This window comes from Bacillus sp. 9.4 (assembly GCF_055486415.1).
The window spans coordinates 109,381-130,734 of record NZ_JBVFMU010000005.1 but is presented as its reverse complement, the minus strand read 5'-3'; the positions used below and the strand labels follow the sequence as shown (position 1 = coordinate 130,734).

Annotated in this window: 21 protein-coding genes; 4 read left to right on the top strand and 17 right to left on the bottom strand. The window is 44.5% G+C overall.

The annotated features are described in order from the left end of the window. Window positions 1-65: 65 nt before the first annotated feature. The 6 genes from ACZ07B_RS18365 to ACZ07B_RS18340 all read right to left on the bottom strand — a co-directional run bounded on the left by ACZ07B_RS18365 (window position 66) and on the right by ACZ07B_RS18340 (window position 5,510). Complete coding sequence (locus tag ACZ07B_RS18365; protein WP_003234715.1) at window positions 66-1,157, bottom strand: toxic anion resistance protein; 1,092 nt, start codon at window positions 1,155-1,157, stop codon at window positions 66-68. Between the two features lie 15 nt (window positions 1,158-1,172). Further along, window positions 1,173-2,786 (bottom strand): YceG family protein, encoded by a 1,614-nt coding sequence (locus tag ACZ07B_RS18360; protein WP_464877517.1) that lies wholly within the window; start codon window positions 2,784-2,786, stop codon window positions 1,173-1,175. Between the two features lie 83 nt (window positions 2,787-2,869). Next, window positions 2,870-3,643, bottom strand: coding sequence for a TerC family protein (locus ACZ07B_RS18355; RefSeq protein ID WP_003246458.1), 774 nt, complete (start codon window positions 3,641-3,643; stop codon window positions 2,870-2,872). 51 nt (window positions 3,644-3,694) lie between these two features. Then, the gene (locus tag ACZ07B_RS18350; RefSeq protein WP_003241242.1) at window positions 3,695-4,273 is read right to left on the bottom strand and encodes a TerD family protein; all 579 of its coding nucleotides are present in this window, start codon (window positions 4,271-4,273) and stop codon (window positions 3,695-3,697) included. A 34-nt stretch (window positions 4,274-4,307) separates the two neighbouring features. Beyond that, entirely contained in the window at window positions 4,308-4,889 is a 582-nt protein-coding gene (locus ACZ07B_RS18345; RefSeq protein ID WP_003234723.1) for a TerD family protein, read from the bottom strand. 21 nt (window positions 4,890-4,910) lie between these two features. Further along, window positions 4,911-5,510 (bottom strand): TerD family protein, encoded by a 600-nt coding sequence (locus tag ACZ07B_RS18340; RefSeq protein WP_014662676.1) that lies wholly within the window; start codon window positions 5,508-5,510, stop codon window positions 4,911-4,913. Window positions 5,511-5,794: 284 nt separating this feature from the next. Between ACZ07B_RS18340 and ACZ07B_RS18335 the strand changes: the two genes are divergently transcribed. After that, window positions 5,795-6,790, top strand: coding sequence for an LLM class flavin-dependent oxidoreductase (locus ACZ07B_RS18335; RefSeq protein ID WP_185184479.1), 996 nt, complete (start codon window positions 5,795-5,797; stop codon window positions 6,788-6,790). Between the two features lie 37 nt (window positions 6,791-6,827). Here the strand turns inward: ACZ07B_RS18335 and znuB are convergent, their stop codons facing one another. The 6 genes from znuB to rapJ form a co-directional block, all read right to left on the bottom strand. Further along, a complete protein-coding gene (gene znuB / locus ACZ07B_RS18330) occupies window positions 6,828-7,670 on the bottom strand; it encodes a zinc ABC transporter permease ZnuB (RefSeq protein WP_003246340.1) in 843 nt (280 codons plus the stop codon). Then, the gene (znuC, locus tag ACZ07B_RS18325) at window positions 7,628-8,323 is read right to left on the bottom strand and encodes a zinc ABC transporter ATP-binding protein ZnuC (RefSeq protein WP_014475714.1); all 696 of its coding nucleotides are present in this window, start codon (window positions 8,321-8,323) and stop codon (window positions 7,628-7,630) included. Before znuC ends, znuB begins: the two co-directional genes overlap by 43 nt. A gap of 54 nt (window positions 8,324-8,377) precedes the next feature. After that, complete coding sequence (locus ACZ07B_RS18320) at window positions 8,378-9,337, bottom strand: metal ABC transporter substrate-binding protein (protein ID WP_003234733.1); 960 nt, start codon at window positions 9,335-9,337, stop codon at window positions 8,378-8,380. A gap of 187 nt (window positions 9,338-9,524) precedes the next feature. Further along, window positions 9,525-11,210, bottom strand: coding sequence for a glycoside hydrolase family 13 protein (locus tag ACZ07B_RS18315; protein WP_445214624.1), 1,686 nt, complete (start codon window positions 11,208-11,210; stop codon window positions 9,525-9,527). Between the two features lie 24 nt (window positions 11,211-11,234). After that, window positions 11,235-12,011 (bottom strand): SDR family oxidoreductase, encoded by a 777-nt coding sequence (locus ACZ07B_RS18310; RefSeq protein WP_003234739.1) that lies wholly within the window; start codon window positions 12,009-12,011, stop codon window positions 11,235-11,237. 106 nt (window positions 12,012-12,117) lie between these two features. Continuing rightward, window positions 12,118-13,239: a response regulator aspartate phosphatase RapJ gene (rapJ, locus tag ACZ07B_RS18305; protein ID WP_464877516.1), complete on the bottom strand. Its 1,122-nt coding sequence runs from the start codon at window positions 13,237-13,239 to the stop codon at window positions 12,118-12,120. A 122-nt stretch (window positions 13,240-13,361) separates the two neighbouring features. Here rapJ and cwlK point away from each other — a divergent pair, with 122 nt between their 5' ends. After that, complete coding sequence (gene cwlK, locus ACZ07B_RS18300) at window positions 13,362-13,865, top strand: peptidoglycan L-alanyl-D-glutamate endopeptidase CwlK (RefSeq protein ID WP_017695036.1); 504 nt, start codon at window positions 13,362-13,364, stop codon at window positions 13,863-13,865. A 6-nt stretch (window positions 13,866-13,871) separates the two neighbouring features. Here the strand turns inward: cwlK and ACZ07B_RS18295 are convergent, their stop codons facing one another. Then, a complete protein-coding gene (locus ACZ07B_RS18295; protein WP_464877515.1) occupies window positions 13,872-15,233 on the bottom strand; it encodes a YcdB/YcdC domain-containing protein in 1,362 nt (453 codons plus the stop codon). A 186-nt stretch (window positions 15,234-15,419) separates the two neighbouring features. Continuing rightward, window positions 15,420-16,841: a YcdB/YcdC domain-containing protein gene (locus ACZ07B_RS18290; RefSeq protein ID WP_464877514.1), complete on the bottom strand. Its 1,422-nt coding sequence runs from the start codon at window positions 16,839-16,841 to the stop codon at window positions 15,420-15,422. A 173-nt stretch (window positions 16,842-17,014) separates the two neighbouring features. Between ACZ07B_RS18290 and ACZ07B_RS18285 the strand changes: the two genes are divergently transcribed. Both ACZ07B_RS18285 and ACZ07B_RS18280 read left to right on the top strand, forming a co-directional pair. Next, a complete protein-coding gene (locus ACZ07B_RS18285) occupies window positions 17,015-17,146 on the top strand; it encodes a hypothetical protein (protein ID WP_003246334.1) in 132 nt (43 codons plus the stop codon). A 22-nt stretch (window positions 17,147-17,168) separates the two neighbouring features. Further along, a complete protein-coding gene (locus ACZ07B_RS18280; RefSeq protein ID WP_464877513.1) occupies window positions 17,169-18,233 on the top strand; it encodes a DUF4352 domain-containing protein in 1,065 nt (354 codons plus the stop codon). A 38-nt stretch (window positions 18,234-18,271) separates the two neighbouring features. Here ACZ07B_RS18280 and ACZ07B_RS18275 read toward each other — a convergent pair whose 3' ends face one another. The 3 genes from ACZ07B_RS18275 to natA form a co-directional block, all read right to left on the bottom strand. After that, the gene (locus ACZ07B_RS18275) at window positions 18,272-19,204 is read right to left on the bottom strand and encodes an aldo/keto reductase (protein ID WP_464877512.1); all 933 of its coding nucleotides are present in this window, start codon (window positions 19,202-19,204) and stop codon (window positions 18,272-18,274) included. A gap of 135 nt (window positions 19,205-19,339) precedes the next feature. Beyond that, on the bottom strand, window positions 19,340-20,500 hold the full coding sequence (gene natB, locus ACZ07B_RS18270; RefSeq protein ID WP_277736892.1) for a sodium ABC transporter permease NatB: 1,161 nt from the start codon (window positions 20,498-20,500) through the stop codon (window positions 19,340-19,342). Further along, on the bottom strand, window positions 20,501-21,241 hold the full coding sequence (gene natA / locus ACZ07B_RS18265; RefSeq protein WP_445214626.1) for a sodium ABC transporter ATP-binding protein NatA: 741 nt from the start codon (window positions 21,239-21,241) through the stop codon (window positions 20,501-20,503). Window positions 21,242-21,354: the final 113 nt, after the last annotated feature.

Below are 21,354 nucleotides of genomic sequence, written 5' to 3'. Positions count from 1 at the left end.
ACATTGTCATTAACTAAATGATGTAATTGAAAAACCCCGCTTATGTTCCACAAGCGGGGTTTTTATTATTGCTGCAATGCTGCTTTTTTAATATTATCCTGAAGCTGTGCAATTCGTCTCGCGCCGTCTTCGCGGAGGCGCTTGTTTTCTTCTTCGATTTGTTTTGTTTCCTGCATGCCGCTGACAATCGTGTTCCAAGACGATTCGATCGTTTCAATATCTATGCTCGGTCTGCCGGCCATTCTGGCAATTTCAACACTTTGGCTCGAGATGTTTTCAGCATTTCGTTTCAGCATCTCGTTTGTTCGGCGGTCAAGCTCGCTCATGGAATCAGCCACAAGCTTTTGCCGCTTTACCGTAACAGCCTGAATAATGCCGTTTTTGAAAATCGGAATGGTAATGATAAACGCGGAGTTGATTTTCCCGATCAGCTTTGCATTTCCGCGCTGCAGGAGACGGATTTGTGGTGCGGTTTGAAGCGCCACCATCCTTGCCATATCCAGATCATACACCCGTTCCTCAAGCGCCTGAATGCCGTTGCGCAATGTATCGAGCTGCATTTGCGCCAGCTGGTTTCCGCTTGCCGCTTTTTCCTCATATGAAGGAAGGATCGACTGCATCTCTTCCAGTTTCATCTGCCCGGCAACGACGTATTTTTCAAGCTCCATATAGTATTTGATATTGTTTTCATACATTTCATCGAGCGTGTAGTTCGTCTTCGTCATCTCATCTTTGTATTTTGAAATCTCAACGTGGATTTTTTCAATCTCTCCGCCAAGTGTCTGATACTTTTTAAAGATTTTTTCAATCATGCTGCCGCCGCGTTTAAAAATTTTCGCCATTAATCCCTTTGGCTCATCAAAATCATTTTTGTCGAAGCGGTCCATGATTTTCCCAAGCTGAGTCAGCATTGTGCCGGAGTCTGTCACGCTTGTTGTTTTCATCATCCCTAAGATGCGGTCAGAGAACTTGGATATTTCAACGGCCGGCTCCTTGCCGTACTCAAGCAGCTCCATTTGGTTTTTGACGTCAATTTGTTGAGCAAGCCGCTTCACTTCTGGTTCCTGACGGAGCTGAAGACGGATATCGTCAGCTTTTTGCTGGGAAATCTCTTCATTTTTATCGAGAACAAGCGGATTTTGATTTTCTGTTGTCATGCTTTTCTTCTCTCCTTATTTTTGGGTAATGGTTCTGAAGAGCCTTTTCACAAGCGAAGGCTCTTTGTAGTCCTGCTGAAACACCATGTCATCCAGCCAGTGGATATCATACTGGTCCTCTTCAATAAACTGCTCAATATCCTGGTGTCCGGGCGGATTATAAATGATGATATCGATTCCGATTTCATTCAGGAACAGCAGGGCGGCAGCATCCGAACGCGCGAGTCCGCCGCTCATTTCCGTATGATATAAAACGAGTTTCGGAACGGTTTGCGCATAGTCGAACATTTGAATCAATTTCAGCAGATTAGCAGGCAGGTTTGTTGTTTGTTTAAACAAATAGATTTGAACATCCTTGACTTGTTCCTGATGCAAAGCCTTAAGCCGCGGGTGCCTGCACATTCTCGAAATCGTTTTGGCAATGGCAGTCTGAACGCCTGCCGGCAGCTGTTTGTACTGCCACACATTGCTTGCCATCAGCTTGTCCGGATCAATGTTCCCTTCTTGATCAAGTGCGTGGCTGTAGTGAAATTGATAGTTCGACTTTATTTCTTCTGTAAATGGAAAGCTTCTGACCATTTCTGTTTCCTGATAATCCGCTAGAGTATGAAGCCTGTTCCAATATTCCTTATTGTCTTTCGACACGCCCATAATTTTGGCGAATACATTCGGAATCTCAATGGAATATTTATCTGCTTTGAAATTCGGCCGAATAAAGGCGCGTTCTTTCGTGATTAAAAACAATTCATCATAGGTCGTTTTCAGCGTAACAGGCACCGGTGTGTGATCTCTGAACTGCCACGGCTTATACAGCATGGATTCCTCGTGATTCAGCACATGTTCAATTTCCTTTGTTGAGCGGTAAGCCACTGTTGATTTCCGGTCAGGTTTTTCTTTCGGAAACGGCTGAAGCTCAGAAACATCCGGGAGCTTTTCCGTAAAACCGAGCTCCTGCTTCGGGTCGACAAGCGCCAGCTGATCCGTTCCCGCCGGATGGAACAGTAGTACATCACAGCCGACTAGCATCAGATAATATAAGAAATAGAGCTGGCTTTTCGTCGCATCTCCATACCAAACAACCTTCGGCATCTCCCGCTCTATATCGGTTTTTTCCAGCCAAGGGTTCAGATGGTTTAAGGAAAACTTCGAGACATCAAGCAGCACTCTGCGAAAATCAGGATGATTCAGCCCCTTTTCATGACTGTCCGCAAAGGTATGTAAAAGCGTCATCAGCGCTTTTCTTAAATGGCGGTGCATCAAGGGATTTGAGTGCTTCGCAATCAGCTTTTCCCCGTCCAGAAAGGCAACAAAGCGGCTGACTGACAGCCCTTTTTCTTTCTGATTGATGGAATGAATATGCTGAAGCTTTTGAAATGTTTCCGGTTCGATTGTTTTATCAAGCGTTTCACTCAAAATCGTTATGCGGTCGTTTACAGACAGCTCATACAGCTCGTTATAGTAGTCCGTCTCATCAATAGGCGTGCCCAATATCTGTCCGGCAAGACGAGAAAAAGAAAGGCCTTGTGCAGTTTCATAGTGATCCCGCTCCGGCAATGGCTGAAACAGCAGGCTTTTCCAATCGCCATCAGCCGGAAGTGCTTTATGAATGGTTAGTTCTTCTTGTCTCATCATATCCTCCTTTCCGGTTTGTCATTGAACGATATTTCGGTAACAAAAAAGGAAGGACATTGAACCTCCCTCCTTGTTTTGTTTTATTCTTCTTTTGAAGCGGCTGTTTGTTCGCGCACCTGCTTTTGTTTATTGATGTAGTGAATGATCAATGTTACCGCAAATGCAGCGATAATGATGATGAAGAATACAGAGTGCGGCATTTCGTAATGGAAAGCGCTCCCCGCCATTTTCAGCGCGATAATGCCGATTAAGACGAATGCTGTGTTTTCCAGCTCAGGAATTTTATCAATCAGCACAAGGAACACTTTTGCCACTGTACGCATCATTAAAATACCAAGCATACCGCCAATCAGAAGCACCCATACTTTTTCAGATACTGCAAACGCGGCCAGGATGCTGTCCACAGAGAAGGCAAGATCCATTAATTCTACTGAAATGACAGTCGCCCAGAAGATCCCGAACGTACGGACCATCCAAGAGTTTTTCTTCATGCCGTCCGCTTCCTCTTCTTTTTCGCCTATCCAGAAGTGCTTAATGACGAGCCAAGCCAGGTAAAGCGCGCCAAGCACCTTGATCCACCAGAATTTAATGAGAAGCATACCGAGCCCGATGAAAATAAACCTGAAAATATAAGCTCCAAACAAACCATACGTTAACGCTTTTTTCCGCTGTTTTTCCGGCAGGTGTTTAACCATGACCGCAAGAACAAGCGCGTTATCGGCCGATAAAAGACCTTCCAGAACAACAAGGGAACCGATCAAACCCCAGGAAACAGGATCAGTCAGAACTTCCCCCCACATTTTCCAATCGAAAAATGAAGCATACGTAGACAAAATATGATGTAAAAAGTCCAAGTTTTTTCCTCCTATTAATTTGAAACGGTGACTTCTCTATTTGTCACTCGCTTACACTTGCAAACCGTAATTCCGGCACAATGCAGCCAGTCCGCCGGAAAATCCGCTGCCGATCGCATTGAATTTCCACTCGCCGCCGTGTCTGTAAAGCTCACAAACGACAACAGCTGTTTCAATGGAGAAGTCTTCTCCCAAATCGAAGCGAAGAAGCTCATTCTGCGTTTCTTCATCCACAACGCGGACAAATGCATTGGAAACTTGTCCAAAGTTTTGGCTGCGTGCTTCAGCGTCGTGAATGGTCACTGTGATGCCGATTTTCTCAATGTGAGCAGGGATTTTTGAGAAATCAACGATAATCTGCTCATCATCTCCGTCGCCCTCACCCGTGCGGTTGTCACCCGTATGGATGACACCGCCGCTCGGATGTTCAAGGTTATTATAGAAGACGAAATCGAGATCATTTACGCAGTTATCATGCGCATCAACTAAAAAGGCCGAAGCATCCAGGTCAAAATCGTGTCCGCCGGAATACTTGTTTGTATCCCAGCCTAAGCCGATCACCGCTTTTGTCAGTCCCGGATTTGTTTTCGTTAAATCAATGCGCTGTCCTTTTGATAATTGAATGGCCATACTGCCTCTCTCCTTTCTGCTCTTCGTATTTGTCTTAACCGACTTGCAAACCGTAGTCTGTTGCAATGCGGGCAAGGCCCCCTTGGTAGCCTGAGCCGATTGCGGAGAATTTCCACTCGCCGTTATGTCTGTAAAGCTCCCCTGCAATGATTGCCGTTTCAATAGAGAAATCTTCTGCAAGATCGTAACGGATGAGCTCTTCATTTGTTTCTTCATTTACGATGCGGACAAACGCGTTTGATACTTGTCCAAAGTTTTGGCTGCGCGCCTCTGCATCGTGAATGGTAATAACAAATGAGATTTTATCAATGTTTGCCGGTACAGCGCTGAGATTTACTTTTACATTCTCATCATCGCCTTCGCCAGCACCAGTCAGGTTGTCGCCTGAATGAACGACTGAACCGTTGCCGCCTTCAAGCTGGTTGTAGAAAATAAAGTCGTTTGGAGATGCGCATTTGCCTGCAGCGTCTAACAGAAACACACTTGAGTCAAGATCAAAGTCGTGCCCGCCGTCATACTTGTTCGTATCCCAGCCTAAACCGACAACAACCTTTGAAAGACCCGGATTTGTTTTTGTTAAATCTACTTTTTGTCCTTTTGCCAATGAAATTGTCATGTTTCATCCACTCCTTTTCTTTTATACGTATCGGCTGATAATATCTTCTAATCTCGTATCGTTTGTGCCTTCACCGATCGCCGCAAACTTCCACTCACTGCCGCTGCGGTAGATTTCTGCTGTAATCAGGCTTGTTCTGCCGGCGTAATTGTCTCTCAAATTGTACTTGAGCATTTCCTCGTGATTAGATTGATCAACTACGCGGATAAACGCATTTTGAATCATGCCGAAATCTTGTTTTCTTCTGACACAATCGTAAATGTTCACTACAAATACAAGCTTATCGATGTTTCCAGGCACTTTATCTAAATCTATCATAATTTGCTCGTCATCGCCCGCACCGTCACCCGTCAGGTTGTCGCCTGTATGCTGTACACCGCCGCAGCGGCTTTTCAGGTTGCCGAAATAAATCAGATTTTTCTTTTCGGTGAATTTTCCGTTTTCCAGCATCAGCACTGAAGCGTCACAGTCGATATTCGGACCGCCTCCGCCAAGCAGTTTGCTGAAGAACCCTCCGCCTGAGGACACTGGGTCCCAGCCGAGACCGACCATCAATTTTGACAGACCGGCTTTTCCTTTTGTTAAATCAATTCGTTGACCTTTTTCTAAAGAAATTGCCACACGATTCACTCCTACTCATCAAAATGTGAAGATAGTCACATTTATTTTTACGCTCACAAGGAAAATAAGCCGTAAATTACTAATATATACGTTTGTTATTATATCAAAGTTTCGTAAAAGTTTAGAATAATTGACGAAAAACCTCGAAAAAAAACTTCCATATTTGATATATGATTTGCAAATGCTATAAAGTGCGCTTCTTAAACAAACCATTTGACGCGGGCAAGTCATTTTGCCTATTCTTGTGTCACCATCTAAAAAACAGACAGAAAGGAAGCGGCCTTTTGATTCATTTAAGCATACTTGATCAGGCACCTGTTTCTAAAGGAGAAAGCCCTGTGACAACTCTCCAGCATTCGGTTGAGCTTGCCCAATTAAGCGAAGAGTGGGGCTATAAGCGTTATTGGTTTGCCGAGCATCACAGCACGAAAGGACTGGCAAGCACAGCGCCTGAAATCATGATCGCCCGCATCGCAGCACAGACAAACACTATTCGTGTCGGATCAGGCGGCGTGCTTCTGCCCCAATACAGCCCATTTAAAGTGGCTGAAACCTTTCGCCAGCTTGAGGCCCTGTATCCAAACCGGATTGACCTCGGCGTCGGCCGTTCCCCCGGCGGCACGACAAAAACCAGGATTGCGTTAACGGACGGGGTGAAAAAAAGCTTAACCGAATTTAACAGACAGCTACAGGATGTCTCGTATTTTCTAACAGATTCCCTTCCTCCCGACCATCCGTATGCCGGAATCAAAGCGGCGCCCCTTATTGGCACGGCACCCGAGCTATGGGTGCTTGGTCTTGGTGAAAACAGCGCAAGACGCGCGGCGCACCAGGGGATTGGATATGTGTTTGGGCATTTCATTAATCCCGAGCGAGGAGAAAATGCATTCCGCATCTACCGGGAAAGCTTTCGGCCCTCAGCCCATTTTTCGAATCCGTCCGCACTTTTTACGATTTTTGTCATTTGCGCGAAAACAGATGAAGAGGCAGAAGAACTCGCATTAAGCCAGGATTTGTGGCTTCTTCGCGTCGGGAAAGGCTTGGACAGCCGCGTGCCAAGCATCGAGGAGGCTAAAGCCCATCCCTATACAGCGTCCGATAAAAAACTCATAGAAGAAAACAGAAAGCGGATGGTGATCGGTTCTCCTACCACTGTCAAACAACAGCTGTTAGACCTCACAGACCGCTATGAAACAAATGAAATCATGGTTCTGTGCAATGTGTTTAATTTTGAGGCGAAAAAAGAATCGTATGAGCGCCTTGCTGGATTGTTTCTATAAAAAAAGCAGTTTTCCCTAGGGAAAACTGCTTTTCATGTTATCGGCTCCTTTTTTTGCGCTGAGCTTCTTTTTTGATAAACGTCCAAACTCCCTGAACTGCAAATCCGATTAATAGCAACACGATCAATAGCAGGGTAATAGACGGACCTGGCGGCGTCCCGAGCTGATAGGATGATGTCAGTCCCGTAAATACGCTGAATAACGAAATGAGTATGGCTGTAATGAAAACCATGTTAAAGCCTTTTGCAATTCTGATGGCGAATGCTGCCGGCAATACGAGCAGGGCTGATACAAGAAGGACCCCGATGATCGGAATAATGACTGAAATCGCAAGGCCTGTGACAATACTGAATGACAACGAGAGAACGTTTGTATTGATTCCCGATGTTTTGGCTGTTGCTTCATCAAACGTCAGCAGGTAGAGCGGCCTTCTCAGTACGATAAAATAAAGCAGGATCAGCAGTGTGATAATACTGATAATATAGACCTGCTGCTGGTTTACTGTCACAAGCGATCCAAATAGGTATTGATCGATGCTCATATTGGCTGTGCCTTTGGAAAGGCTGATTAAAAACATCGCGAAGGACAAACCAGCTGCCATTAAGATGGCAATGGACACTTCTGAATAAGTCCGATACGCCCGCCGCATGTATTCAATTCCGATCGCGCCAATGGTCACGACGACTATGCTTGCTGCGGTTATATTGGTGCTGAGAAAAAAGCCGATGGCAACACCTGACAATGAGATATGTGAAAGTGTGTCAGCCATTAAGGCCTGTCTTCTGAGAACGAGATACACTCCTAGTATCGGAGCCATGACGGCGATCATGCCGCCTGCTAGAAAAGCTCGTCGCATGAATTCCAAGTCAAACATTTCCATCCGCCTTTTTCTCCTCTCTCTAATCGAATCACTTTATCTAAAAATTGCTGTACTTCGTTTTGTTCGTGAGTAACCATCACAACTGTGCGGTTGTGATTTTTCACAAGGTGATGCATAAATTCGTAAAATCCTTTTCTGCTGTCGTAATCAACAGCTGTCGTCGGTTCGTCCAGCATCAGCAGATCCGGGTTGCTGGCGAGCATTCTGGCGATACAGATTTTCTGTTTCTGTCCGCCTGATAAATCACCGATTTTACGGTGGCGGAGCTCCCACATTTCCACCATTTTCAGTGCTTTTTCTACTTCAAGATGATCTTCTTCATTTAAACGTTTAAACCATTTCCCTTTTGTGTAGCGGCCTGACTGAACAAGCTCCAGCACCGTGCTCGGAAAGCCGGCATTAAATGAAGAAATTTGCTGCGGGACGTACCCTATGGTCAGGCGTTTCCCTTCTGTATTCCTTTTACTGATCGTCACTGTGCCTTCCCACGGTTTCAGCATGCCGAGCATTACCTTTATGAGCGTCGATTTAGAGGCGCCGTTTGGCCCAGTGATGCCGACGAACTCACCGCTTTCAATATCAAGTGATACTTTATCTAAAACAGGCGTATGGGAATAGCCGAAAACGATATCTTTCAATGAGACGAGATTCATGTTAATCTTCCTTTCTCACAAAGAAATAGTGTGCACCCTCCGGCGCACACTATCTTATGATTTAACCAATAGTGAATCTTTCAGGGCATCGAGGTTTTGTTTCATAATGTCGATATACCCTAAACCTTTATCCTGTTCTTCTTTGCTCAAGCCTTCCAGTGTATTCAGCACTTCTGTCTTCGCGCCGATTTCACTGGCGAGCGTATCTGCGACCTTTGAGGATGCAATTTCTTCAAAGTAAATGACTTTTACATTATGTTCTTTGGCATATGTTTTCAGCTTTGCCAAGCTGGCTGCGCTCGGTTCTTGGTCAGGTGAAAGCCCTGCAATCGGAACCTGCTTCAAGCCGTATTCTTTTGCCAGATAGCCAAAAGCTGTATGCTGCGTGATAAATTCCTTTTTCTCCGCTTTTTTTGCGGTTGTACGATATAGTTTATCAAGATCCTGCAGTTTTGCAATATATTCTTTACTATTTTTCTCATAGTATTCTTTGTTATCCGGGTCCTGCTTCACGATTTGCGCCGTAATATTTTTAACTTCCTTCTGGGCCAGAACAGGGCTAAGCCATACGTGAGGGTCCATTGCATGACTGTGCTCATGCTCCCCATGATCATGCTCTTCGTGTTCTTCTTCAGAGCCTTCCATTAAATCAATGCCTTTGCTTGCATTAACGAAAACGGCATGGCCTTGGCCCATGCTTTTTTCAGCTGACGGAACCCATGTCTCCATGTATTCACTATTATAAACGAACAAATCAGCATCCTGAATGTTGGCAATGTCTTTCGGCGTCGGTTCCCAATCATGCGGTTCAACGGAAGATGGGATTAACAGATCCACATCGCCTTTGTCTTTTACAATTTGTTTTGTGAATTCATACATCGGGTAGAACGTTGTGACAACGTGCAGTTTATCACCCTTTGAATCCGCCGACCCTTTTGTTGATGAGTTACCGCATGCTGCAACCAATAAAAAGCACGCTGCAATCACAAACAAACCGCTCCATTTTTTAAACATATCGTATATCCCCTCTTTTTCAGTAACTTTAAATCAAAATGATAACGATTTTGTAATCCTATATCATAATAAACCGAAGTCATTACGTTTTGCAAGAATAAATTTCATTTTCATTTATTCTTCCCGCCTGTAGAGCGGATATATGTACTAAAAAAACCCGGCTAAAAAAGCCGGGCTACTTCAATCATTAGTTTGTTTTGTCCAGAAGATAGACCCTGCTCTCATAAGGCCGGAACACCATTTCGTCAGCAAGATCATCGTTGTTATAATTGCTGAGAAGCAGAGAGGCCTGAGCTTTGCCGCAGTTCTTGGGCCACTGAAAAACAGCCTGCTCTTTTGAAAAATTATTGACCGACAAAAGCTGCTGTTTACTGTTTTCTCTCATGTATACAAACAACTGCGGATCATCCGGAAGCAAAAGATCAAAGCTCCCTTTCATGAGGTCAGCGTACTGCTTTCTCAGGCTGATCAGCTTTTTGTAATAGATTAAGACCGAATCAGGATCTCCCTGCGCTTCCTCCACATTGATTGCGGTGAAGTTTGGATTGACCTTCAGCCAAGGCGTGCCGTCAGTAAATCCGGCATTTTTGCCGCTGTTCCACTGCATCGGGGTCCGGGCGTGATCCCGGCTTTTGGCTAAGATCGATCTCATCACATCATTTGGATCATAGCCTTTTTCAAACACCCGTTTATGATACATATTGATCGTTTGGATATCTTTGTAGTCTTCAATCCGGGTAAACGGCGCGTTTGTCATCCCGATTTCTTCTCCCTGATAAATATACGGCGTGCCCTTCATAAAATAAAGTACGGTTGCCAGCATTTTCGCTGATGTTTTGCGGTATTCCCCATCGTCTCCGAATCTGGACACAATCCGGGGCTGGTCATGGTTGCACCAAAACAATGTATTCCAGCCTTGATGTTCAAGCTTCTTTTGCCATTTTGTCAAAACCGATTTTAAATCAGAAAGCTCAAGGGGCTTCAAATCCCAATGTTCTTTTCCGGGCTGCTGATCAAGCTCCATATGCTGAAAGTGAAAAATCATATTCAGCTCATGCTTATCTGTTCCCGTATATTTCAGGCCTTCTTCCGGTGTGACACTGCCGACCTCTCCGACAGACATGACATCATATTGGGAAAACACTTCATCTGTCATTTCTTTTAAATAGTCATGGATTCGTTCGCCATTTGGCTGAAAGGGCTTCGGCTCTGCCTGCTGATTGATATAGTCCTCATACGAAGGAAGATATTCTTTCTTAGAAATGAGATGGAGCTGATCAATTCGCAAACCGTCGACCCCTTTATCGAGCCAAAATTTCATCATGTCATACACCGCCTGGCGAACTTCGGGATTTTCCCAGTTTAAATCAGCTTGTTTGACGGCATTCATATGGAGATAGTATTCCCCGGTGTGCTCTTCGTATTGCCAGACCGGGCATCCATAGTTTGAGAGCCAGTCCGTCGGCGGGCCGTTCTTTGTGCCGGGACGCCAATAATAATAGCTGCGGTATTTGCTGTTTTTGTCCAGCTCCGCTTCTTTAAACCACGGATGCTCGACCGAGGTGTGATTTAACACAAAGTCCATCACCAGCTTTAATCCCCGCTGATGCACCTGGTCCAGCAACTCGTGAAAATCGTCCATTGTTCCGTAAGAATCCATAATCGCCTTATGGTTTGTCACATCATAGCCGTAATCAACATTCGGAGAAGGATAGATCGGGCAAATCCAAATCACATCTGCCCCGAGCTCCTTTATGTAGTCAAGACGGGAAATAATCCCCCGCAAGTCCCCAATTCCGTCTCCATTGCTGTCCTGAAAGCTTCTCGGGTAAATTTGGTACACCACTGCATTCTTCCACCAGTCCGTTTTCATCCCGCAATCCCCCTGTTTTGTCTTCTATTCAAGCTGAGATGGATAAAGTGTCATTCCGCCGTCGACGAAAAGTGTTGCGCCGGTCACATAGCTTGCTTCCTCAGATACGAGCCAAGCTGCTGCTGCCGCCACTTCTTCAGGCTTTCCGAAGGCTTTCATCGGGATTTTTTTCAATTGTTTTTGCCTGCTCTCTTCCTTTTTCGTATCAACATTTGATTCTGTGGCAATGGTGCCGGGCGCTATCGCATTGACGCGGATTCCCTTATCCGCATAATTGAGCGCCAGCGTTTCCGTCATCATCTTGATGCCGCCTTTGGATGTGGAATACTGAACGTTGACAGGGCGCGGAATCTGCTGATGAACACTTGAGATATTCAGCACATTGCCCTTGATATTGTTTTTCATCATGTGGTTAAGTGCTGCTTTCGCTCCCAGAAAGGTTCCGGTAACATTGACATCAATCACTCTCTGCCAATCTTCAAGACTCATCTCATGCGGCATCGCCTCAACACCGTTAAAACCGGAGTTGTTTACCATCACATCGAGCGTGCCGAAATGCTCTAAGGCTGTGTCCAAGAGCGCCTGAATCCCCTCTTCTTTTGACACGTCCGCCTCAACTGCGACGGCTTTCCCTCCGTTCTGCTTAATGATTTCCAGAGTTTCATCGGCTCCAGACGGGTCGCTGTGGTAATTTACAACAACATTCATTTTCTCCTGTCCGAACCGTTCCGCAATGGCTTTCCCGATTCCTTTTGAAGACCCTGTCACAATCGCTGTTTTTCCGGTTAAATCTTTGTACATACTTGATATCCTCCTCTGTTTCTCACTATGCAGTGGAAAATACCCTGTTTTTCCGAGTTGAAAACAGCACAAAAAAAGCAGAGAACCTGTAGTTCTCTGCCATTTCCTATTGAAAACGCTGCTCAGCAAGCTTCTTTTTAATATTCATCAGCCTGCGATAAAAGAAAGCGGCGGACTCGTAATGTTCCAGCTGATTGAAACGTTCCGCAGTATCATGCAGCAGATCTTCGGCGTCGGCAAGAAGCTGCCTTGATTCCAGCAGGTCAAAGCATTCTGTAAGCACGTTCAGGTCGCCGCTTCCAAGATACAGCTCATGAATGAGGCGGAATTTCGTCAAGTACATGTCATCCTCCCATTCAGCCGCGCTCTTTATCCCGCGGTCATACGCCTCTACTGCCTTGTCGTATTTTCCCTCTTTACAGTAGATATGGGTCAGTGAAAATACAGCTTGAACAGCTTGCTGAAAGTTTTGCTCCTCAAAAATGGCGGCGGCTGTTTTGAAATAGCCCTCCGCTTCTTTGTAATCACCCAGACTGTACTTACAGTGTCCGACATTATAATAGGCAGCGGCGATCATGTATGCTTCTTCAAGCTGCCTGGCATGATCTAAAGCGCTGCACAAGTGGGTCAGTGCTTTTTCATGATGATACACATCGGTCAAATTTCCGGCGATGATAAATTCACACTGAACCCGGCGGCGACCGTACAGTTCATATTTCGTATAGATATCAAGCGCCTGGCTCGCATAATTCATGGAAAAATACGTTTGTTTGATGTGATAATACACTTCTGCGACTTTAAATAGAAACTCAGCTTTTTCGATCTCATCCTCGACATACTCGAGCTTTTCCTCGGCATGTTTATAATGGTCGATCGCTAATATGAAATTTTTCTGCTTGAATTCGTACATTCCTCTGAAATAATAAAAGTAGTATTCCAATAAGCCCGTGAGTTTTTGCTGATTGCTTTCAATTTCGTTCAGCATATCAGAGAACGGAGGCTTGGTGTCGCTGTCTTTCACCGGCATCAGCTTATCAAGCATGATTCGATGCCGGAATTCCATCAAAGAAAAATATAAAAGCAAGTCCTGGTTCTCTTCCATATCTTCTAAATCGTATTCAATCTCCTGCTTTAACGCTTCTGCTTGATCTGCTTCAAATGCGCGAATGAGCTTGTACCATTCATTCAGCTTTACTGCTACTTCTTCTGATGGAATCTTTGCTCTCATCGGTCTGCCTCCTTCCTCCTGCTACTATTTATGTTATATTTTATCATAGCTGTTCGCTTTTAGAGAGAGTCAATCACTTAAAAGCGTTAACATTCAGCACATCTTGAGAAAGTGAGACCGATATGAAGTTACCCGCAAAAACATTTGTTATCTTATGTATTCTATTTCTTCTAGATCTTTGTTTTAGTTATATTCGGCATGAATGGCATTCTCAAAACGCCCTGCAGGACATGCCTGTCCCCTCGGATCTTCATCCGATTGTGAAGCAGAATGCCGATGCACTCAAAGCCGCTGCAGCGAATAAAGGCATTACCGTCGTCATTACTGAAGGATTCAGGTCCTTTAAGGAACAAGATGAATTATATAAACAGGGACGTACAAAAAAAGGGAATATTGTCACCTATGCAAGAGGAGGGGAATCGTATCATAACTATGGTTTAGCGATTGATTTCGCCCTTCAAAAAAAGGATGGAAGCATCATATGGGATATGGAATATGACGGCAATCAAAACGGAAAATCAGATTGGCTGGAGGTTGTCGAGATCGCTAAGACACTCGGTTTTGAATGGGGCGGGGATTGGAAACGATTCAAGGACTACCCCCACTTGGAGATGATTCCTAACTAGACACCCTCACAGCCTTTTCTTTTTCCTTATGTGCGCATCAATATAGGAAGGGTAAACCGGCTTATAGACAAGTTTGTAGTGCTGGTCACTGCCGGCAGTAAAATCAGGCTGCCATTCCAGCTTCACATCAAAAGCGGCTAAAAACGCTTCTCTCGCTTCTTCAGCGGAAACATCCGGCCTGTGATTTATCGCTTCCAATTGTTCAGGTTCAATATCAGGCGCCATAAAAGCGTCAATCAACCCAGTTTCCGGATTGACAATGATGCGGGCAGCGCCGAACCGCAGCGGCACTCCTTTATACCAGACAGAAAAATGGTTGCGGACTCTCCCTCTTTCATCAATTCGAACGGGATTCACCCTGAAAAACTCAGCCGCTCTCGGATAGAGGGCATACAAAAATTGAAGCGCTATCTCTTGGCATTCTTCCATGGAGCATTGGCGGTTGTTCGGCCGCTCCATAAAAGAAAGCGCTGCTTTTAATTTTCCTGTTCTTTTATCCGTCTTCATTTTGATTGTGTTTTTATTTCTCGTTTCAAAATAGCTTCCTATGCTTAAATCCTTACGCTCCGGCGCAGCGCCCCTGCGCCACGTGCTTCCAATTTGTTCTCCAAAGTCTCTTTCACTGACTTTCTGCATATCAGAGGTAAAACCCAGCAAGGCAAATATATCAACTTCTTCCTTGTACTGAAGCGGCGGCAGTGGCGCCGTGTTTTCTATTCTTTCATCTGCGATATGCTGGTCGGGCACAATTTCGTCTACATCTGCGGGATAGCTGTATCCCGGGAGAATCGGTTCATAAACAAGCCTTGGTTCCTGTTCGCCATCAATGACATCGTACATCAGCTCAAAAGACATTGTGTTTAAGTAATGGGACACAACCTTCTCTTTTGCTACAAATTCCGTCGGAACTTCGGCTTTATGCCCTTCCCCGTAATATAGAAAGTGGACAATCTGACCGCTGCGTGTCATATCAATTAAAAAGCCTGAATTGGGAATCGGAAGCCCCAGCTCCATTTTGGTATAGACAAACCGGATGTGCTGCCCCCGTTCTTCCTTGCCTTGAAAATGAAAATTCATAAATGTGCCGGGATGATTGGCAGCGGCAAACTGAAGAGCCGTCAGCTTCAGCTCGGCATCTGGAAGTTGTTTGTCTGTCTCGGAGCGGACAGTTGTTGAAAAGGTGAGCAAAGCGCCGTCATTTCTAAGTTCAACTGTAATGTGCTTTTCCGGATCTTTAGGGTCCTTCCAGATAAAATATGCCTGCCCGTTCTTCTTTTGCTTTTGGTCGTAATCTTCTATCTCAAGCTCATAATGCGTCGGTACATTTCCGATCTCCTGCGCCTTCTTTTTCAGCTGTTTATTAACCAATGAAGTCATCCCTTTCAAAGAGTCTACGACAAAGAGAATCCTGTTTATTATATAAAAAGACCTTTCTTCATTTAAAGTGAAGAAAGGTCCTTTTCTATTATTGTCATTGTTTTTCGAGATTCTTTCTGTTACTTTCATCACATACTCTCTTCTATATCCGAGGCAATTGTGTGACTTTTGGCTGTTTCACCATATGCTGAAGACAGGCTCTCCTGTATGTGCATCGATAAAATGGGGATACACCGGCTTATAGACGAGCCGGTAGCTGTGATCTTCATTATCATGATATTCTCTCTCCCAGCCAAGCTCAACTTTAAAATGCTGCCAAAAGATAGACTTGGCTTGTTCAACTGAAATGGCCGGCACAGGATCAATGGTTGCCAGCTCATTTGGATCAATATCCGGTCCCATATAAACGGTGATATCCCCTGTCTGGCGGCTGACACAAATTCTGATCTGCCCAAATCGGATCGGAACTCCGTGACAATGCGCTTCAAACGTAAAACCAGCGACTGCGTTTTCTTCTTCATCTTTTTCGTCGTATCTGATCCTAAAATATTGATCGGCATTCGGAAATAAAGCAAATAGAAAGCGAAGCGCGATTTTTTCACACTCTGCCAAGGTTACTGTCAGCGGCCCTTTTTTCTCCATAAATGACATGACGCCTTCGAGTTTTCCTGTTTCTTTGTTATAGATGGTTTTCAGCACTTGATGAGTCCGTCCCTTAAACCAGCTGTCCATGCTTTTATCCGCCGGCTGATACACAGGGTCATCCGGATTCCGCCAAACGATTCCGATTCTCCCATCTCCCAAATCCGCTTCCCGCTCTTTGACAAACCCATTTTCAATACCAATCATGCTGTCAGGATCGGCCTTTTCGCGGATGCCCTCGAATAAAGGGAGAGGAAAGCTCTCCGGCTCCCTGTAATCATCGTCATCATCAACTCCTCCTTGTTCTTCTTGAACCAAATCCGCAGGTACGGTAATCGCCCTACATTCAGGCTCATACACCAAATGCGGCTGATCATCTCCGTTTTTGTAAACAGAACGATGGAGAACCTCAAACAAAAGGTCGAACTCCACGTCCTTCTTGATAAAGGCAAGTGCCTCTTCAACATCCGCGACCCTCTTTGGCTTGATGATGCTGCCCGCTTCGCCGTAATAGCGGAAGTAAACGATCTCACCTGATAAGGAAACATCAGCCATAAATCCGCTCATGGGGAGAGGAAGCCCAGCCTCCATTTGAACATATGAAAATCTCACTTTATCGCCGTATGCACGGTCACTTTCTTCACGAACAAAGGCAGAGAGTGCCCCCGGATGATGAGTCTCGACAAATTGGCGCATGATATCCTCTAGTTTCTCCTCAGACAGCCTTTCTCCGCTTTCAGGCTCAATATCACGGGAAAGGGATTCCAGCTCCCCGTCCGGTCCAAGTTCCACGATAATGCCGATATTCTCATCCTGAGGATCTGTCCAACAAAAATAGGCTCTTTTGTCATCACCGCCATAATCTTCAATTTCCAGTTTTAAGTGTGTCGGCACCCGGCCGATTTCCAGTGCTTTTTGTTTCAGTCCCTCTTTCTTCACAAAGGCAGCCCCTTTCATCCTTCTTAAGTTCCCTCCAACTAATCAAAAAGTAATAGTCTAAAATACACAGTTTTCTGAGTTTACCAGTTTTACCAGAACATTTTTCACCAAAAATAGGATTATGAACCTATTCAATATAAAAGCTAATAATCTTAAAATTAATTCCGTTGTAACTTTTTATAGGTCCATTCATGACAAAGGAGGGCGGAGTTTCCAGAAAATCCGGTGAAAACCGTGAGAAAAGAACTGATTTTTTTGGTTATATGATGCTAATCCATTCAAAAAGATCCATTTCTCAAAGACAAAAGACTCCCCTTTCCTAAACCATTTGAGGAGGAAAAATGAATGTTTCAGAAAAAAACGTACGCTGTTTTCCTAATTCTTCTGCTGATGATGTTTACAGCTGCTTGTTCCGGCAGCAAAACAAGCGCGGAGAAGAAAGAATCAGAAACAGAAAAAAGCTCAGATATAGCTCAAGTCAAAATCAAGGATGTCTCTTACACACTTCCGTCTAAATATGATAAGTCCACTTCAGATGACCAGCTTGTGTTAAAAGTCAATGTCGCGGTGAAAAACACAGGAAAAGACCCGCTGAATGTAGACAGTATGGATTTCACATTGTATCAAGGTGATACCAAAATGTCTGACACAAACCCTGAAGACTATAGCGAAAAGCTTCAAGGCAGCACGATTAACGCTGACAAATCCGTTGAAGGAAATCTTTTCTTCGTTGTAGATAAAGGCAAGCAATACGAGCTTAACTATACGCCGGAATCTTACGGTGATAAAAAGCCAAAATCAGTTACTTTTAAAATTGACGGAAAAGACAAAAAAATCCTAGCGACGGCAGATAAGCTCCAAGATTCTGCAAAAGCGTTATCAGCTTATGTTGATGTCCTTCTTTTCGGCAAAGATAACGCCGATTTTGAAAAAATCACCGGCGCTAACAAAAATGAAATTGTAAATGATTTTAATGAATCAGCTAAAGACGGTTATCTCTCAGCTTCTGGCCTTTCCAGCACATATGCGGACAGCAAAGCGCTTGATAATATCGTGAACGGCATTAAAGAGGGATTAAGCAAAAACTCTTCCATTCAAGCAAAAACGACTTCAATCTCTAAAGACGAAGCAATTGTTGAAGCCACAGTTAAACCTGTAGATGCATCTTCTCTTTCAGACCGTATCGAAGACAAAGTGAAAGACTACTACAGTAAAAACTCTAGTGCCAGCTATGAAGAGGCAGTGAAATACGCGCTTCAAGTCTACCCTGAGGAATTCAAAAAGCTTGGACCTGCTTCATCTGAAAAAACAGTTGAAGTGAAAATGAAGAAAAATGACATCGATCAATGGCAGCTTGATATGGATGATTACAGAGCAGCAGAATTAGTCGAAGCATTCATCAAAGAATAAAACACCAAAAGGAAATAGCCTTGACGGCTATTTCCTTTTTATTTAAAAATGTCGCTGATGAAATTCACTTCGTCTTCGGTGAGTTCAATGTTCAAGGTTTTCAGGTTATCCTGTAATTGCTCAGGTCGTTTAGCTCCTGGAATAATGGCATCAATCGCCGGTCTCGTTAACAGCCACGCCAAGGCGACATGTGCCGTATCCGCTTGTTTTTCCTCCGCTACTGCTTTCAGCTTATCTACTTTTTTGAGATTGTGGATAAACGTTTCACCCTGAAATTGAGGTTTATCCTTTCTGAAATCATCAAAGACTGTGTCTTGCGTGAATTTTCCTGTCAGCAGTCCGGACGCAAGCGGAAAGTAAGGAATAAAGGAGATGCCTTGTTTTTCACAGTATGGAAGAAGCTCTTTCTCGGCATCACGCTGTATGAGAGAATATTCGGTCTGGAGGACCTCCAAATAGCCGTCAGCATTAAAATCCTGCAATTGCTGATAATCGAGGTTCGAAGCGCCGATTGCTTTGATTTTCCCCTCATCCTTCAGCTCTTTCAAAGTGCCCGCCACTTCAGCGAGAGGTGTTTTTCCATCCGGAAAGTGAACATAATACAAATCAATGTAATCTGTTTTCAGCCGCTTTAGGCTCTTCTCGACCTCGCTGCGAAGAAACTCCCGGCTATTGTCTAATTCAATGCTGCCGTTCACTTCTTTATGAGCTCCTTTGGTGGCGATGATGAGCTCATTCCGCACGCCGCGTTCCTGTACGACTTCGCCGATTAATTCTTCAGATCGCCCCAATCCATATATAAAGGCGGTATCGATAAAATTGACGCCGCCATCCAATGCCGTGCGCACTAAATCCTTCCCTGTTTCATCATTTAGATTTGGAAATAGATTATGCCCGCCGACCGCATTCGCGCCGAATCCGATCCGCTTCACCTTCAGCTTCGTTTTGCCGAGTGTACGTGTTTGATCCATTGTTCCTTCTCCTTTGAAACCAATTTTGATGAAAAATAGTGCAGGGTCACTTTTTGTATTAGATATCCTTTTTCTATTTTCCTTCTTTTTTCAGGATATACAAAAAGGAGAAAGTGTATTTCTCCTTTCGCAAGTTTATTTTGGAAGAACCCATTTGTCTTTCAGGAAACAGGCTCTGGCTAGTAAAAAGAAGATGGCGATGAGCACGGCGATGGTTCCTGACGTAGACAAAATGGCAGCCGGGTCAATCATCCCGAATAAAAGCTGTTTAAATAACGCATGCAGGTTCAGAAACGGGATGAGAAAGTATGATAAGTCAAATTGGTTCGGTGCCTTGCTGAAGATGAAAAACATCGGGAATACAGGCAAAAAGACGACGAGAGACATATAACTTTGCGCTTCTTTTACCGAGCTGGACATGATGCTGATGAAAAGCTCCATCGCAGATATCAGCAATGCAGAGAGCACAATGATTAAGGCTGAAGCGCCGATTACACTCCACATATGATCTCCCAGCTGGAAGGCCGTTTTTAAATTTTCGGTAAATAACACGGTGGACAAAATCAAAAACACCAAAGCCAATACACCTGAAGCCACGCCAAAAGTGGAAACCGCAAGCCACTTGCCGACCAGCATTTTGTTTCTGCTGACTGGCGTTAATAGCAGCGCCTCGATTGACTTCCGATCCTTTTCACCGGCCATGATATCAAGAGCGATCGGCATTGCGCCGGAAACAATGGAAGTCAGAATCAGCATGGGCAGAATGGCGGAAAGCATAATAGCGGAAGTCCCTTTCTCCTCATCCGCTTCCTTTTGCTGAATCGTAAATGGCTGGATGACCGATTGATCAATGCGCTTATTTGTTAAACGTTCCTGCACAATTTCATTTTTGTACTGATCTAAGGCAGACTGCACAAGCTGCATGGCATTTGAAGACCCTTGATCGATTGAATTGCCGTAAACATCAACCTTAAAAGGTGTCATGCTGTTGACATATGAGTCGAACTCTTTCGGGACGTTCAGATAGGCATCTGCTTTTCCTTCATCAACTGCCTCTTCAGGCTTTGCAAATGTTTTTACGCTGATTTCGTCAATCTCATTAAGCTTGCTTTCCAGTGCGGGCGGCAGCGAATGGCCGACAGCCAGCGTGTATTGCTCCCCTTTGTCGGACAGCATGCTTTCATAAAAGAAGACAAGTCCAAGCATCATAATCATCGGCACTAAGATTGTAAGTAAAATCGTTTTTCTGTCGCGCAAAGCGTCGATCATTTCTTTTTTATAAATATGGCTCAGCATTTAAGAAATCCCCCTGACAAGCTTAGACATAAAGATGTAATTCAAATCCTCACTGCGCTCGCTCTCGTATAGTGATTCAAGCGCCCCTCGATAAATCACCTCTCCACTGTGAATCATGATGACACTGTCACAGAGCGCCTGCACTTCCTCCATAATGTGGCTGGAGAAAAGAATCGTTTTTTGTTCTCTTTTCAGCTGCTGTATAAATTCGCGGAAGATGTTGCTTGACGTAATATCAAGCCCAGTTGTCGGCTCATCAAATAAAATGATGTCCGGATCGTGAATCAGCGCTCTGGCAATGGCGACTTTCTGCCTCATGCCTTTAGAAAACCCGCCCACTCTCCGGTTCATATAATCGCGCATGCCGAACCGCTTCGATAAATCTTCTATTCTTGCTTTGATCTCGTGGCGGTTCAGCCCATACAGCCTGCCGAAGTATTGGAGATTTTCTTTAGCGGTCATCCTGTCGTAAAGCCCAGTTTCTCCTCCGAATAAGACACCGATTCTTTGTTTGACCTCAGCCGGCTGCTTGACCGTGTCAAAGCAGTCTACTGTGATTACACCCTGTGATGGTTCAAGCAAGGAAGCAATCATTCTCAGCATCGTGGTTTTGCCGGCACCGTTTTCTCCGAGAATGCCGACGACTTCTCCTTTTTCAATTGTTAAACTTACATCTCGCACCGCTTTGACTACTTTTTTCTTATCCTGAAACCTGCGGCTGCAATCGGTCAGTGTAATCATGTCACAATCTCCCTTATCTTTATTTCTAGTAATGACTATATACGAAAAGCTGGATTAGTTGGATAAAGTTGTCGCGAAGAGTTCTTTTTATGTCGCGAAATGGGATAGAATAA

Coding starts and splice junctions, on each gene's coding strand:
- ACZ07B_RS18365 (WP_003234715.1), bottom strand. CDS start 1,157: ATGACAACAGAAAATCAAAATCCGCTTGTTCTCGATAAAAATGAAGAG.
- ACZ07B_RS18360 (WP_464877517.1), bottom strand. CDS start 2,786: ATGAGACAAGAAGAACTAACCATTCATAAAGCACTTCCGGCTGATGGC.
- ACZ07B_RS18350 (WP_003241242.1), bottom strand. CDS start 4,273: ATGGCCATTCAATTATCAAAAGGACAGCGCATTGATTTAACGAAAACA.
- ACZ07B_RS18345 (WP_003234723.1), bottom strand. CDS start 4,889: ATGACAATTTCATTGGCAAAAGGACAAAAAGTAGATTTAACAAAAACA.
- znuB (WP_003246340.1), bottom strand. CDS start 7,670: ATGGAAATGTTTGACTTGGAATTCATGCGACGAGCTTTTCTAGCAGGC.
- znuC (WP_014475714.1), bottom strand. CDS start 8,323: ATGAATCTCGTCTCATTGAAAGATATCGTTTTCGGCTATTCCCATACG.
- ACZ07B_RS18320 (WP_003234733.1), bottom strand. CDS start 9,337: ATGTTTAAAAAATGGAGCGGTTTGTTTGTGATTGCAGCGTGCTTTTTA.
- ACZ07B_RS18315 (WP_445214624.1), bottom strand. CDS start 11,210: ATGAAAACGGACTGGTGGAAGAATGCAGTGGTGTACCAAATTTACCCG.
- ACZ07B_RS18310 (WP_003234739.1), bottom strand. CDS start 12,011: ATGTACAAAGATTTAACCGGAAAAACAGCGATTGTGACAGGGTCTTCA.
- rapJ (WP_464877516.1), bottom strand. CDS start 13,239: ATGAGAGCAAAGATTCCATCAGAAGAAGTAGCAGTAAAGCTGAATGAA.
- cwlK (WP_017695036.1), top strand. CDS start 13,362: ATGAAGTTACCCGCAAAAACATTTGTTATCTTATGTATTCTATTTCTT.
- ACZ07B_RS18290 (WP_464877514.1), bottom strand. CDS start 16,841: ATGAAAGGGGCTGCCTTTGTGAAGAAAGAGGGACTGAAACAAAAAGCA.
- ACZ07B_RS18285 (WP_003246334.1), top strand. CDS start 17,015: ATGACAAAGGAGGGCGGAGTTTCCAGAAAATCCGGTGAAAACCGTGAG.
- ACZ07B_RS18280 (WP_464877513.1), top strand. CDS start 17,169: ATGTTTCAGAAAAAAACGTACGCTGTTTTCCTAATTCTTCTGCTGATG.
- ACZ07B_RS18275 (WP_464877512.1), bottom strand. CDS start 19,204: ATGGATCAAACACGTACACTCGGCAAAACGAAGCTGAAGGTGAAGCGG.
- natB (WP_277736892.1), bottom strand. CDS start 20,500: ATGCTGAGCCATATTTATAAAAAAGAAATGATCGACGCTTTGCGCGAC.
- natA (WP_445214626.1), bottom strand. CDS start 21,241: ATGATTACACTGACCGATTGCAGCCGCAGGTTTCAGGATAAGAAAAAA.